Annotated in this window: 13 protein-coding genes; 6 read left to right on the top strand and 7 right to left on the bottom strand. The window is 47.6% G+C overall.

The genetic code is table 11. From position 1 onward, the window contains the following. Positions 1–66 precede the first annotated feature (66 nt). On the bottom strand, positions 67–1,428 hold the full coding sequence (locus tag AC1XUF_RS25885) for an MATE family efflux transporter (protein ID WP_483344764.1): 1,362 nt from the start codon (positions 1,426–1,428) through the stop codon (positions 67–69). Between the two features lie 96 nt (positions 1,429–1,524). On the opposite strand from AC1XUF_RS25885, the gene AC1XUF_RS25880 reads away from it, so the two are divergent. Together AC1XUF_RS25880 and AC1XUF_RS25875 are read left to right on the top strand one after the other, a co-directional pair. Then, a complete protein-coding gene (locus AC1XUF_RS25880; protein ID WP_483344763.1) occupies positions 1,525–2,415 on the top strand; it encodes a helix-turn-helix transcriptional regulator in 891 nt (296 codons plus the stop codon). A gap of 59 nt (positions 2,416–2,474) precedes the next feature. After that, on the top strand, positions 2,475–2,888 hold the full coding sequence (locus tag AC1XUF_RS25875) for an ester cyclase (protein ID WP_483344762.1): 414 nt from the start codon (positions 2,475–2,477) through the stop codon (positions 2,886–2,888). 391 nt (positions 2,889–3,279) lie between these two features. Here AC1XUF_RS25875 and AC1XUF_RS25870 read toward each other — a convergent pair whose 3' ends face one another. Further along, complete coding sequence (locus AC1XUF_RS25870; RefSeq protein WP_483344761.1) at positions 3,280–3,477, bottom strand: hypothetical protein; 198 nt, start codon at positions 3,475–3,477, stop codon at positions 3,280–3,282. Positions 3,478–3,660: 183 nt separating this feature from the next. On the opposite strand from AC1XUF_RS25870, the gene AC1XUF_RS25865 reads away from it, so the two are divergent. Next, positions 3,661–5,529: a gamma-glutamyltransferase family protein gene (locus tag AC1XUF_RS25865; RefSeq protein ID WP_483344760.1), complete on the top strand. Its 1,869-nt coding sequence runs from the start codon at positions 3,661–3,663 to the stop codon at positions 5,527–5,529. 26 nt (positions 5,530–5,555) lie between these two features. On the opposite strand, the gene AC1XUF_RS25860 is transcribed toward AC1XUF_RS25865, so the two are convergent. The 3 genes from AC1XUF_RS25860 to AC1XUF_RS25850 are packed head-to-tail and all read right to left on the bottom strand — an operon-like array spanning position 5,556 to position 8,516. Continuing rightward, complete coding sequence (locus AC1XUF_RS25860; protein WP_483344759.1) at positions 5,556–6,359, bottom strand: GNAT family N-acetyltransferase; 804 nt, start codon at positions 6,357–6,359, stop codon at positions 5,556–5,558. Between the two features lie 43 nt (positions 6,360–6,402). Then, a complete protein-coding gene (locus tag AC1XUF_RS25855) occupies positions 6,403–8,037 on the bottom strand; it encodes an ankyrin repeat domain-containing protein (RefSeq protein WP_483344758.1) in 1,635 nt (544 codons plus the stop codon). Positions 8,038–8,042: 5 nt separating this feature from the next. Next, on the bottom strand, positions 8,043–8,516 hold the full coding sequence (locus tag AC1XUF_RS25850; RefSeq protein WP_483344757.1) for a GNAT family N-acetyltransferase: 474 nt from the start codon (positions 8,514–8,516) through the stop codon (positions 8,043–8,045). Between the two features lie 264 nt (positions 8,517–8,780). Here AC1XUF_RS25850 and AC1XUF_RS25845 point away from each other — a divergent pair, with 264 nt between their 5' ends. Beyond that, complete coding sequence (locus tag AC1XUF_RS25845; protein WP_483344756.1) at positions 8,781–9,056, top strand: hypothetical protein; 276 nt, start codon at positions 8,781–8,783, stop codon at positions 9,054–9,056. 377 nt (positions 9,057–9,433) lie between these two features. Here AC1XUF_RS25845 and AC1XUF_RS25840 read toward each other — a convergent pair whose 3' ends face one another. Both AC1XUF_RS25840 and AC1XUF_RS25835 read right to left on the bottom strand, forming a co-directional pair. After that, positions 9,434–10,678, bottom strand: coding sequence for a leucine-rich repeat domain-containing protein (locus AC1XUF_RS25840; protein WP_483344755.1), 1,245 nt, complete (start codon positions 10,676–10,678; stop codon positions 9,434–9,436). Positions 10,679–10,728: 50 nt separating this feature from the next. Next, a complete protein-coding gene (locus AC1XUF_RS25835) occupies positions 10,729–11,238 on the bottom strand; it encodes a YcxB family protein (protein ID WP_483344754.1) in 510 nt (169 codons plus the stop codon). 198 nt (positions 11,239–11,436) lie between these two features. Between AC1XUF_RS25835 and AC1XUF_RS25830 the strand changes: the two genes are divergently transcribed. Both AC1XUF_RS25830 and AC1XUF_RS25825 read left to right on the top strand, forming a co-directional pair. Further along, positions 11,437–11,976, top strand: coding sequence for a DUF2911 domain-containing protein (locus AC1XUF_RS25830; RefSeq protein WP_483344753.1), 540 nt, complete (start codon positions 11,437–11,439; stop codon positions 11,974–11,976). Between the two features lie 272 nt (positions 11,977–12,248). Beyond that, positions 12,249–12,842, top strand: coding sequence for an RNA polymerase sigma factor (locus AC1XUF_RS25825; RefSeq protein ID WP_483344752.1), 594 nt, complete (start codon positions 12,249–12,251; stop codon positions 12,840–12,842). Positions 12,843–12,904: the final 62 nt, after the last annotated feature.

The raw sequence follows: 12,904 nt of genomic DNA, 5'->3' as shown, positions 1-12,904 counted from the left end.
GATTCAAATTTGGTTTGGAGAGGATCGGATTCCTTTGATAAATGTCAAAATCCGAAGCCGGACTTACTATTTTGAAATAACCCCTTCCCCATAATACCTTTTCCAATTGAAAAAACCAAGCACGCCAACCAAAACCAAAGTCCCAATTTCCGCCAATCCCCGCGATAGCCAGATCCCGTCCAGACCAAACCAGCGTGGCAGCAAAAAAGCAAAAAAAGCGATCAGGACGCCGCCTTTTGAAATGTTGATCAGGATGGAAATTACTGACTTTCCAATGCTTTGGAAATATGCGCCTAAAATAAAATTGGGCCCGGTGGCCAGGAAAAGCAGAAAGTAAATTTGTAATGCATGTGCCGCCTGTTGCCGGAATGCTGCGGGCTCGTCGCCTGAAAACAGGTTTACCAGAAAATCGGGAATTGCGAAGCCGATACCGGTAACCACAAAACCGAGCACCAGTGTAAAACCAAGCCCGAACCGCAATGTCTCCAAAACCCGGCCCGGCAATTTCGCTCCCATATTGAAGGAAATGATCGTCAGCGACGCGATCATGGCGGAGGTGAACAGCCGGATAAAAATAAAGCTCATGTAATTGATGATCCCAAAAGCCGCGACCGCCGACTGCCCGTACGGCACTACGCTGCGATTAATGATTAGCAAACCGGTCGAAAATGCGATTTCGGAGGCAAAGGACGGCAAACCCAGATTGAGCAATTCGCGCCATTCTTCCAGTTTGAAGGTCAGGCGAAATCCGTCGAGTGTTAAATGTCCCTGCCCTTTACGGATGTGGAAAAACAGGTAAAGTGCGCCGCCGAAAATAGCCAGCGTAGTAGCGATGGAAGCGCCGGTGACGCCGAAAGGGAAGACGATAATGAGCAAAACATCCAGCAGCAAATTGAGTACGACGGCGAGCACGGAGGCATTTCTGGCGGCTTTCGGTGCATTATCATTCGCGACGAAATTGCCCCAGAAAATGCGGATGCAAAAAAATGGAAGACCAAGAAACTGCCAGAAAATATAGTCGGATGTGCTCTGGACGATGGCTGCATTTTCGCTACCTGCCAGGAAGCGGGCGATCGGATTTACAATAAACGGTGTGAGAAGTACCGCTATAAAGCCAAAAGTCAATCCGATCGTCGTGGAAAACCGGAAAACCTGCCGGGCTTTATGATAGTTTCCGGCCCCGATATTTTTGCCGATCAAGATGCCGCCGCCAATCAGGATCGGAAGATTCAGTGCAGTAAAAACCATTAAAACCGAACCGTAAAGTCCGACGGCCGCAATTCCTTCTTTCCCGACCTGCCGGCTCAAAATCAAACCATTCACGACCTGATGAAGCAGGACAGACGCAATGCTGGTGAGTGTAGGAATGTAATACTTAAAAAACAGGGACTTAATCGGGGCGGTACTGAGCGGGTTCGGAGCGTTCATGGGCGCGAATTACCGCAAACATTCTCAAAAGTTTGACATGCTTTTATAGATATTTGTAAAAAATAACCTCAAAATCAGCTCTTCACGCACTACTATATGCAAATTCATCACCTGCCCAATGACATTTTCCCGGACCAGGCCGGACAATCCGACAAGATTATTTTTCACAACTATATTGCGCGGATGGGAACGTTTAAGGGTAAGAGTATCCTGCAAACCAATGCGATCAGCATGGTGATCAGCGGGGAAAAGACCATGCGTTTTGCGGATAAAAATGTCCATATCAAAGATGATGAGTTTCACTTTCTTTCAGCCGGCAATTGCCTTGCCTCCATGGATTTGTCGAAGCAGGAATTTTTCAGGAGCATCCTCATTTTCTTTGACAATCATGTACTGACTAATTTTTTTATCAAATACGCCTCTCTAGCCGACCGCGTGAGGCACGATGGTGCACATACGCCGTATCTGGCATTCAAAAAAGATCCGTTCGTGCTGAATTATATCAATTCGCTTAATCTGCTTTTTGAATCCGTCGGCAGCATTCCGGACGAGATGAAATTATTGAAATTCGAAGAGCTGATGCTGCATTTACTGTTAAATTATCCCAATGAAATTCTCTCATTTCAGACAGGCCGCAGCAAAGATTTTGACGATTTCAGGATCAGGAAAGCGGTGGAGAGCAACATTCAAAACAATGTTACGGTCGATGAGCTTGCGTTTCTTTGCAATACCAGTCTGTCGACATTTAACAGGCGCTTCCTGAAAATTTACGGTACCAGCCCTAGCAAATGGCTTTTACAGCAGCGCATGGAAATCGCAAAAACGCTGCTGCTAAACCATCAGGAGAAACCCAGCGAGGTATATTATAAGGTTGGCTACGAAAATCATTCGAGTTTTTCTCAGTCTTTCAAACAGACATTCGGGATTTCCCCCAGAGAATTTCAAAGCGAAAATCTGACAGTTCAGCCACAGCTTTTGAACGATTAGCCTTAATCGCGGCCCGAACTACCCGGTTAATTTTGTGATACATTTTAACCAGGAAAATCATGAAAAACACGTTGGAGCAAAACAAGGCTGTGGTAGTGCGGTTCAATAAAGAATTTATAGAGGCAGGCAATGCATTGATCTTCAAAGATCTGGTCGCCGATGATCTGGTCAACCATTCTGCTCCGGCAGGCGCAAACGGCCCTGAAAGCATGATTCATTTTCTCCACGGAATGCTGAGGGCCGGTTTTCCTGACATTACGGTAAACATACTCGACCAAATTGCAGAAGGCGATAAAGTTACAACCCGTAAAGAATTTCACGGGACACACACCGGCACTTTTATGGGCGTACCGGCCTCTGGCAAAAAGGTTGTCATCAAAGTGATTGATATTATCCGCCTTCGAGATGGAAAATATGTCGAGCATTGGGGTATGAGTAATCTGGTGGACGTAATGCAGGGGATTGCCGGCTAATCCAGCTGCGATTTCCTTCCGTAATCCGACTTTTGATAGTTTAACATTTCCAACCTGTTCTCCAACAACATTTTTCTCAGCTTACAGATTTCGTGGTACAATTCATCTTTTCTGCTGTCAGATGCACGACAATGCTCTTCTTCCAATTTCGAAATGACCTTTTCCAATCGTCCCACGAACCGATCATGCCTGCCGCTTATTCTGTAATCACGCAGGATATCTTAATCCATATAAGCGAATAGTGACTTACGGCAGGTGAAAGGATGGAGCAAGCACGTTTCCAGGCCGGATCAACAATCAACAGATTAAAAATGGTGATTAATGTAGATGAGACGGTGATTTCAAGATCAAATTTCGCGGAAGGTTTTCCTAGAAGATTTGATCTGGTCATTTACGAATAAAGGACTTTTGCCGCGCCCCTGATTTCGTTCTCGTCCGACGGGTCACTGATCTCGACCCACTTATCGGTTCCTTTTCTTGAGATGATCAGACCTTTATTGTCTGATTTTTTGACTTCCTGATAAATCGCGATGGCCGTGCTGGCGAATGCGGCGATCCCTACAATGATCTCTATCGTCAGAATTGACATGGTGTGTATGGGGGTTTATTGATTTAACAAACATACCAAATTTAAAACGTCCGTCCATACTACAAACACCCCCCAAATTTTAGGGGTATCGGGCTCACTTTCCCTTTTCCTCAAAATTCGCTACATTTAAATCTGACATTTCAGCGGGGATTTCGCCCCGAAATTGACTCAACCATCACATTCATGAAATTAAAACTCCTATTTACTTCCCTGATCTTCACTGCCGCGTGCTCCGAAATGCAGGCGCAATCCTTTAACAATTTTCCGGTCACTACCCAGAAACCGCCTCTTCATGGCAAACATTGGATGGGCATAACAGGAAAACCGCTGGCTGCCACTGCCGGGGCGATGATTTTCAGCAAAGGCGGGAATGCCATTGACGCTTCCTGCGCGATGCTCGCAGCTACTTGTACAATGTGGGACGTATTGAGTTGGGGTGGCGAAACGCAGGCGCTGATCTATAATCCAAAAACAAAAAAGGTAATCGCCATCAATGCAATGGGCGTTGCCCCCACAGGCGCAACCCCAGCGTTTTATAAAAGCAAAGGGATGAAATATCCTCCGGAGTACGGCCCGCTGGCCGCTACAACGCCGGGAACGGCCGGCGGGTTGATGACCATGCTGGCGGAATACGGAACGATGAGTTTGAAAGAAGTGCTGGCTCCGGCCATGCAGATGGCCGAAGGCTACCCGATTGAGGCACAAACTGCAAACTCCATCGAACGCGGCAAGGATGAGATCAAAAAATGGCCGTACTCAACCAAAGTTTTCCTGCCGCACTTAGGGCAGATAAGGGAGGCGCCCGACGCCGGTGAAATCTTTATTCAAAAGGATCTGCTGGCTACTTTGCAAAAACTGGTTGATACCGAACAACAAACATTGAAAAAGGGAAAAACCAGAAAAGAAGCTATTTACGCTGCCTATGACCGGTTTTACAAAGGGGATATTGCCAAAGAAATCGCCCGCGGCACGCAGGAACAGGGCGGATTGATCACCGAGCAGGATCTGGCAAACTGGAAAGTGAAGATCGAGGAGCCGCTGATGACGACCTATAAAGGCATTGATGTGTACAAAATGCAGCAATGGACGCAGGGCCCGGTAATGCTGCAGGCGCTGAACATGCTCGAAAACTTTGACCTGAAAGGAATGGGATATAACTCGTCCCGCTATGTACATACGTTGTACCAGGTCATGAACCTGGCATTCGCAGATCGTGACTTCTATTACGGCGACCCTGCATTTGGGCCCGAAGAACCCATGAAAGGATTGCTTTCGAAAGAATATGCCAAAGAGCGGGTGAAGCTGATCGATCCGGAGAAGAACGACCCGAAGGTCATGCCCGGCGACCCCTACCCTTTTGAAGGCAAAAAGAACCCTTATATCGACCAGATCAAAACCTGGGGGAATTTTCACGCCTTTTCCAATCGCAATGAAAATGGCCCCAGCGAGAAGTTCATGGAGGAATTTACCGCAGGTACCACCTCTGTTGAAGCAGCCGACGAAGAAGGTTGGGTGGTGAGTATTACGCCAAGCGGTGGCTGGGTACCTGCCTGTATTGCAGGAAACACTGGCGTTGGCCTGAGCCAGCGCATGCAGTCGTTTGTTCTGGATGCAAAGGAAAATCCGTTCAACGTGATGGAACCTGGCAAACGTCCCAGGGTTACTCTCACGCCCAGTCTGGCCCTGAAAGACGGAAAGCCATTTCTTTCTTTTGCCAAACAGGCGGGCGACGAACAGGACCAGCTGCTGCTGCAATTCTTCCTGAACATCGTGGAATTTGGAATGACCGTGCAGGAATCCACCGAGGCGCCAAGTTTCAAAACGCTACAGATGTACAGCAGCTTCGGAGAACATGAAAAAATCCCGGGTGGTTTGATTTTAAACCAGGCTATGCCAGACTGGACCCGAAAAGAGCTTGCCCAGAAAGGTTATAAGCTGAGTTACCAGCCCAGGACGAGCGGCCCGATCAATGCGATTTACTTTGATTGGCAGCACAACAGCTTCTGGGGCGGATCCAGTAACCATGGTGAAGATTATGGATTCGGCTGGTAATTCAGAGTTTGTCAAAAACCCTGTCGTTATTGATGGATTGTCTTAATCATTCCATAAGCAGGACGGAAATCAAACTGCTGATAAAAGGACTTTAAATTTTCCCCGGTAAAAAGACCGACCATCGCTTTATCGGGGGCATTTTCGTCCAGCCAGCGCGAGATTTCCCGCATAACGGCCGTTCCTACATTTTTGCCCTGCCAGTCAGGGTGTATCATCACGTCTTTGACATAATAAAAACTAAACCCGTCGCCAAATAGCAAGGCGCAACCAATGGCCTCACTATTCTCTCCGTTTTCAGCAACCACTGCATATTGCATCATGTCCAATTGCTTTTGAAGCACCTCATCTGTGAAAGGAGTTGACCATCCAACAACTTTGAACAAATTCCTGTACTCGGTCGGTGTTGGTCGGCGGCCTATTATCTTAACCGATTCAGGCATGGCTTCGGACTGATCCTCTTTTCCCGAAGTTGGTTCGGCAAAGGTGATGTAATATCCATTCAGGTCTTTGACCACGTACTCGTCAAATCCATACGACTGCCTGGCAAGCGGCATCATGATATGGGCACCCTTTTCCTGATGCGCGGCATAAAGTTGCTGGATATGACTGACCTTCATCCAGATAGATTCACCATGTGATCTGGCAGCGAGTTCCGGATTTCGGGAAAACTGCACAAATGCCCCATGCCAGGAGGCACCACCATGTACCGGCGGATCGCCCCAGGTCCATTGATTCGGAAACCCCAGTACTTCCTGCCAGTACTTTACGGTTTCGACCACGCTGCTGACGTACAGCACAGGTTCCGCGTGGGAAAAAACTGGTTCTATCATCTTCAACGTCCGTTTTTTTATTTAAACCAGCTTTACCCGGTTTTCAAAATTTGTCAGGTCTCGCTTCTAATAACCTGGCAATTTCGGTATGTCCGCGGCGTCTGGCCCAGGCGATTGGCATTGCCCAGGGCTTGTCGGCCGGTAAGTTGGGATTTGCTCCTTTTTCCAAAAGAAATTCCACCATTTCTTTCCGACCGGATTTCGCTGCCCATCCGAGGGGAGTTGAGCAGATCTGGTCATCCACCACATCGATCTCAGCCCCTTTTTCAATAAAAAGCTTCGCACTGACAAGGTCCCCACGCGCCGCAAACTTGTGTAAAGGCCTTATTTCCAGCCAGTTTGAAAAGTTCGGATCCATACCGTGCGCAAAAAGCAACTCAGCAATTTCCAGGCCTTTAATGGAATCCGCGGTACCCTGAACTCCCACTGCGCACGTTTTTGGTAAATCTGGCTTATAGCGAAGCATAAGCCGCACGATGAGTTCATGACCCTGTCCGGCCGCATTCTCCAGTGCCACTACATCATCCGCCAAGGCGGGATTTGCATGAAAAACAGCCGCAATCGTTTGTAGGTCGCCATAATAAGCCATGATCTCAACAGATCGGGCCGCGCCGTAACTGCACAGCAAATCAACCATTGCCTGATCACTTGCACGCAGAGCGGCGCTCAGCGTATCCGCCGAGCTTTCGACGGGAACATTGGGATGGGCGCCATGAGCGAGCAATAATTTCACAACTTCCGTTTGCCCATATACCACCGCCGAAAACAAAGCATGTCCCATCGGCGCAATCCCCTCTTCCGGGAGGTTGGGATCGGCCCCGTTTTCGAGAAGCAGTTTGACGATATGGATATGACCAGCCATCGCCGCATTCTTGATCGGTGCGCCTGCGCCGGGATAATAACCTCCGTACTCAGAAAGGCGGTTTGCCAGAGACGGATCTTCAATTAGCAGTTCCCTCACCCTTGCCTCGTCGCCTTTCAGGCAGGCCATGCACATGTTAATATAAGCGCCCTTGGATTTCAGGTGCAGGTAAATTTCGTTGGGCGTCGAAGTAATTGCTGCCGGAACATCACGCCAGCCGCGGTAATGGTAATCGCCATTTGTCAGCTGGATGGGCCGCGCACCATCCGGACGTTTTTCATCGATATCGGCGCCATTCAAAAGCATCAGGTCGATCATTTCGATATTCCGGGTCATCACTGCCCAATGCATGGGCTTATTTCCCCGGTCGTCCACTGCATGAACATGGCCAGGCTGTGAAACCAACAAATTCCGCACTTCAGTTATATTTCTTTCGCGGATAAGGCGCCCTATCTCTTCTCCGGCCGGAGAGCCCCCTTCTTTCTTCAATACCTTTTCCAAAAGCGACTGCATGTCCGCATATCCGCGGTCCCTGGCAATTTGCAGCAACGTATCGCCTGTCCCCGACTCTACCGGACTGGCACCCTTTTCAAGCAAATATGCGGCTGCCTCTACCTGGTTTTCCTGTACGGCAAAAGAGATCGCGTTCCGGTAGTCGAAAGAGCTGCGGACCAGGGAACTGTCTTTTTCCAAAAGTATCCTGATCGTTGCGAGGTCTCCCTTCCTGGCTGCGATAAACATTTCCCAAACATCGGTCCCAACGCCGGTGGACCAAAGCAAGGTTTCATTTTTCGCCAATCGTTCAGGCTGCTTCATCGTGGTTACAAGTTAGTGTCCGTAGTTAATCGCATTTCAGTCAATATCTTTCTAAAACCTACCTTTTCGTAAGCCGCAATTGCCGGGCTGTTCTCATCATACACATGCAGCCTTACTTCATCCAGACCTCTATTTTTAGCCCATTCCACCAATGACTTGATGATGAGTCTGTTGATCCCCTTGCCACGTTGTTCGGGAACCACGTACATAAAACCCAGGAATGCATACTTCCCGAACTGGTTATAGGGTTTACCTTCCATGATCCTGGCATGTCCGCTGCCTACCAGCTCTCCGTCCAGGACTGCCACCACTACCTCTGCTTCGTCGCTCAAGATCAATTGGGCCAGGTCGTAATATTGAAACTGACCAGGCAATAAGGTTACGTCAAAAGGCCGTTCTGTATGTATAATTCCCTGTTCGAATTTCAGGAGCGTCGAAAGCTCGCCAATAACAGCCGGCCGGATCAAAACATCACTCATCGTTAAAAGCGCTTAGTTGATAACCAAAAATAACGTTATCTATTTTCATTTCTATAACGAATTGGAACACACCGTAAATTCACGATCCGGGCCTGGCTGTTCTGCAAGAGATCGTATATCCTGGCGATCTCTTCTTTGTGCCTGGGGCACTATTCCGTCTGCCAGTTGCGATTCATTACAAAACTGCATTGCCACTGGTACATTTTTAGTAGTGCTTGAGAAGTTACATGAAGTGTTTTTTCTGAAAATCTAACTTTTGAAACTATGAAAAAGGAACATGAAAAACATTCGGTGATTTCACTTAGTGATGAAAGTTTTAAACATTACTTGGTACAACGATATAGCGATAATCCCGAAATAAACCTGGATTCGACTGATAGCTGGGTAGCCCTGTATAACCACGCCAAAAAGGATATGGAGAAAAGCGGGGGACGCCTCACCGGTTTTGAGGTTGTGGATGACGTGCTGGTCCGTCATGAGCGCATCAATTCACAGTGGCCGGTCAATTGGATGTGGGTAATGCAATTCAGCAACGGCTAAACCAACAACATTCAATGGCCTTGCCTGCGCTACTGAAAGAGCCTCCGGACGAGTCCCCCGCCGGCTCTTTTCTTCGCGTCGCCGGATGTGCATGTAATGTGTGCCGAATGTAAATCGGCTCTGTGTGCCATGCCACTTTCCATATATTCTCGGATATCCATCCTGCACTTTTATTGTATGACGGGCCCGCTTCCGGTATACGCTACATTGCGATCGACGATAACCGCAGCTTTACCCTATGCTTTTGAATGAAGTCAGAAAGCGGAACTGAGCCAAAAATACAGACCGCCTCCTATTCGCCTCCGGAAACCATGGAAGATTTGCTGCCTTGGTCCCAAACGCAGATACGCTCCCGGCAACACAACGAAAAGCGAAGGCTATTTACAAACTTTATAGCTGGTCCACTCTGAGGTTTGCCAAAGTTCGTTCTGCGCGGACGGAACCTCGCTTACACAAATGGTTTTAAGACTGTCACAGCCAATGGTCCGGCATATCTCCAGATTTTTACAGGCGCTGAGATCCATAGAGGTGATCGATTTCTGGTAAAAGCAATGGAGAAACACGACATTGGGGTTTTTACTCAAATCCAGCGTTTTGAGGTTTGAGCTGGAAATATCCAGTGATTCCAATGCGGTGTTGACCGAAAGGTCGATCGCAGGGATTTCTGCACTGCTGCATGAAAAGGATTTTAGCTTTTTTAGATTGGTGAGATCCACGGTTGCCAATTTCAACTCTGACAGCCCAAGAACTTCCAGATTCACATTCTTGCTCACATCCACAGCAGCAAGATCCAGTGAAGAAATGTTCAACGATTCCAGCCGGGTGTTGGCCTGGACGTTGATCGATTCAATGCTTTTGTTCTCGCTGTTCCTATTACCCGAACAATCCAGTTTTTTAAGTGAGGCCAAATTGCTGACATCCAAAGAAGTAAGCCAGTTATAGCTGCAATCCAGTTCCTGTAAGGTTTTGTTTTTACTCAGATCGAGCTTTGCTATCCCGTAATTATAGCCGCAGTTCAGGATCTTAAGTTGGGTGTTATGAGAAGGATCCAAGCTCCTAAGTTTATTCCCGGCACATTGCAGCTCAACGAGTTGTGCATTTTGGCTGATATCCAGCGAAGTCAGGAGATTGGAACTGCAGTCGAGGTAAGTGAGGTCAACGCATTTACTTACGCTCAGAAACCGCAGCGTACTGGGGATGCCACCGGCTGCATGGCTGGTATTCACTTTCAGATATTGAAGCTTCACATTACTGCTCAAATCGAGGGAATCGATCGCGGTGACGTAACTGGTGAGCGAGCGGAGGCTTACGAAATATTTAATCCCCCGAAGGCTGGTTATGCCCCTGCCGGTCACATAAAGGCTGTCTACATTTTTAACATCGGCATATCTGACAAGCCCGTCTTTTACTTTGCTTTTGTCAATGCCGGTCTGGATCAGATATTCCTCAAAACCGGCCGCCAAAGGTACCAAGTCATTATCCGAAGGGACGGTTTCGGCGGGCTCCTGCGGACCAGGCTCAATAACCTCTTTTTTCTTATGGCACGCGCTAAAAATCACAGATAAGCCCAGCGCCAGGCCTAACGCGATGTTCCTCAGGTTTGTAAAGCTTTTTTCCTCCATTTAACTAATATCCGGTAAAATCGCCGGTCTTCAAAAACCCTCCCTGGAAATTATTTCAGCTTCAGTCCCGGAACAGCGCCGAGGATCGCTTTAAACTGAGCAGCCTGGTCTGCGGTAAATGCTCGTTTTGGAATGATGTTGGCGCTGCCGTCGGATGTTTTCAGCAGAAAAAATTCATCGGTCTCAATGGCAGAGTGCAGCTTTTCGTAGGTAAGCCTGTTGGTAAAGGTTTCGCCCGTCAGGATATAATAGGTTTTATGGACTGCCAGCCTGAGTGGCTGCACCATGGGGTTATTGGCTTTGATGATGGAAGGGGCCTGGACTTTTGCCGATATCTCTGCCAGGAAATAGCCATATATCGCCAGGGCAATGGTAACATAGTATCCGGAATTCGGGTTGAAATTGCCATTTTTCAAAGTGACCACGGTGACGAAAACCAGGCCACCCAGCAGGACCATGCCCACGATCTTAAATATTTTGGTAATGAGCCGGGTCTTTGCAACGGCAACCAGGCCGCGGTACAATTCTTGGGCACTCAGGGTAAAGGGTATTTCATTCATTAAATCTGGGTTTTTAAGGCTACATAACGGTTTCCGATTTCGCTAAGTTAAGGCTTAGGATTGGTTCTTTTGCCAACAGGCTTTCATGAAAAAATAACCCGGGTGTAATGACAAACCCGCTCTGGTTTGCGATGTATTGTGAGAATTGCCGATATTTAATAAATTTTTCAAGAGAAGTTAAACCTTAATAAGCGTAACATGAAAAAGAAAATGATTTCAAGAGGATTTGTTTTTGCATTGATATGCATGCTGGTGTCCACTGTGACATTCGCTCAGGGTGACAAAGCCAGTCGACCAAGTCCGCCGATGACCGCTTCTGGCAAAGCCGGCGGAGCTACAATCACCATCAATTATTCGAGTCCGTCGGTAAAAGGCCGTAAAATTTTCGGAGACCTGGTCCCATTTGATAAAGTATGGAGAGCTGGCGCCAATGAGGCCACCATTTTCGAAACAGATAAGGCTATTACGGTGGAAGGCAAAAAACTGGCCGCTGGAAAATACAGCTTGTACGCCATTCCGGGCGAAAAAGAATGGTCGTTTATTTTTAACTCGGAAACCGGCCAGTGGGGTATCAAACGCGATGGAAGCACTTCCAAGGACGCAGCCAAAGACGTACTGACTGTGAAGGCAAAACCTGCTAAGAGCGCTTCCAAGAACGAAAAACTCGTGTATGAGGTCACTTCAAAAGGATTTGTACTTCGCTGGGACAATACCGAGGTGCCGGTGGCGATCAAGTAATGAACTAACAAAGTATAGAACGCCCTGCAGATCTGATGATTCGCAGGGCTTTTTTTTATCAGGCAGCGCCCCGCTACTTACATGCGCATTGGCACTTTATTCATAAACCCTTAGGTCAATTTCACGATCGGCTAATGCAATTACGGTTACAAAAAACACATTACTCCCGCAAAGCATCATGCCACTTTGAAAATATTGACATTTTATAGGTATATTTTTATATTTTTATAATTGCTGAATATTACCTTTGGAGCAGGCTGTTTTTAAATCACTTGAAAATAGAGGCTTTACATAATGAAACTGAGTTGCTTGTACAAGCGGCGTCCGGTAGCGAAAAAGCATTCGCCGCCTTGTTTCATGGGTACCGCGACAAAATCTACTCCGTGGCCATGCGCCTGACCCGGTCCACATTTCAATCTGAAGAGGTTGTCCAGGATATTTTTCTAAAACTCTGGGTAAAAAAAGAAACCCTTCCTGAAATCCAGGACTTCGAGGACTACGTGTTTATCATGACGCGTAACCATGTGTTCTCCGCCATGAAAAGGATGGCTCGCCAGCAACAACTGGTAGACGACCTCCAGCTGGAAATGCCCTCCGCCGAAGACAGCACCTACAACCGGATCCTGGACCAGGAAATTGAAGAGATCATCCACCAGGCGGTGGAACTGCTCCCTGCACAGCAGAAACAGATCTATCTGCTCAGTAAAGAACAGGAATTGAAGCGGGACGAAATCGCTAAAATGCTGCGAATTTCCTCTGAAACCGTCAAAACGCATCTCGCCCGTGCCCTCCGCCACATCCGCGCCTACAGCAAACTGAAACTGGATCTCACCATCTCACTACTGCTTTTTTTCTTGATAAATTAATTTTTTAACTTTTTTTAATCTTATTGTCCCCCAAAACATTTTGTCGGAAGTCTTTAGCGTGA

Source organism: Dyadobacter sp. HNCC25DJ185 (genome assembly GCF_056895195.1).
This window is presented reverse-complemented; position numbering and strand designations above follow the sequence as displayed.

What these genes read in the sequence shown, in the direction of transcription:
- AC1XUF_RS25885 (WP_483344764.1), bottom strand. Translation starts at nt 1,428, where the DNA reads ATGAACGCTCCGAACCCGCTCAGTACCGCCCCGATTAAGTCCCTGTTT.
- AC1XUF_RS25880 (WP_483344763.1), top strand. Translation starts at nt 1,525, where the DNA reads ATGCAAATTCATCACCTGCCCAATGACATTTTCCCGGACCAGGCCGGA.
- AC1XUF_RS25875 (WP_483344762.1), top strand. Translation starts at nt 2,475, where the DNA reads ATGAAAAACACGTTGGAGCAAAACAAGGCTGTGGTAGTGCGGTTCAAT.
- AC1XUF_RS25870 (WP_483344761.1), bottom strand. Translation starts at nt 3,477, where the DNA reads ATGTCAATTCTGACGATAGAGATCATTGTAGGGATCGCCGCATTCGCC.
- AC1XUF_RS25865 (WP_483344760.1), top strand. Translation starts at nt 3,661, where the DNA reads ATGAAATTAAAACTCCTATTTACTTCCCTGATCTTCACTGCCGCGTGC.
- AC1XUF_RS25860 (WP_483344759.1), bottom strand. Translation starts at nt 6,359, where the DNA reads ATGATAGAACCAGTTTTTTCCCACGCGGAACCTGTGCTGTACGTCAGC.
- AC1XUF_RS25855 (WP_483344758.1), bottom strand. Translation starts at nt 8,037, where the DNA reads ATGAAGCAGCCTGAACGATTGGCGAAAAATGAAACCTTGCTTTGGTCC.
- AC1XUF_RS25850 (WP_483344757.1), bottom strand. Translation starts at nt 8,516, where the DNA reads ATGAGTGATGTTTTGATCCGGCCGGCTGTTATTGGCGAGCTTTCGACG.
- AC1XUF_RS25845 (WP_483344756.1), top strand. Translation starts at nt 8,781, where the DNA reads ATGAAAAAGGAACATGAAAAACATTCGGTGATTTCACTTAGTGATGAA.
- AC1XUF_RS25840 (WP_483344755.1), bottom strand. Translation starts at nt 10,678, where the DNA reads ATGGAGGAAAAAAGCTTTACAAACCTGAGGAACATCGCGTTAGGCCTG.
- AC1XUF_RS25835 (WP_483344754.1), bottom strand. Translation starts at nt 11,238, where the DNA reads ATGAATGAAATACCCTTTACCCTGAGTGCCCAAGAATTGTACCGCGGC.
- AC1XUF_RS25830 (WP_483344753.1), top strand. Translation starts at nt 11,437, where the DNA reads ATGAAAAAGAAAATGATTTCAAGAGGATTTGTTTTTGCATTGATATGC.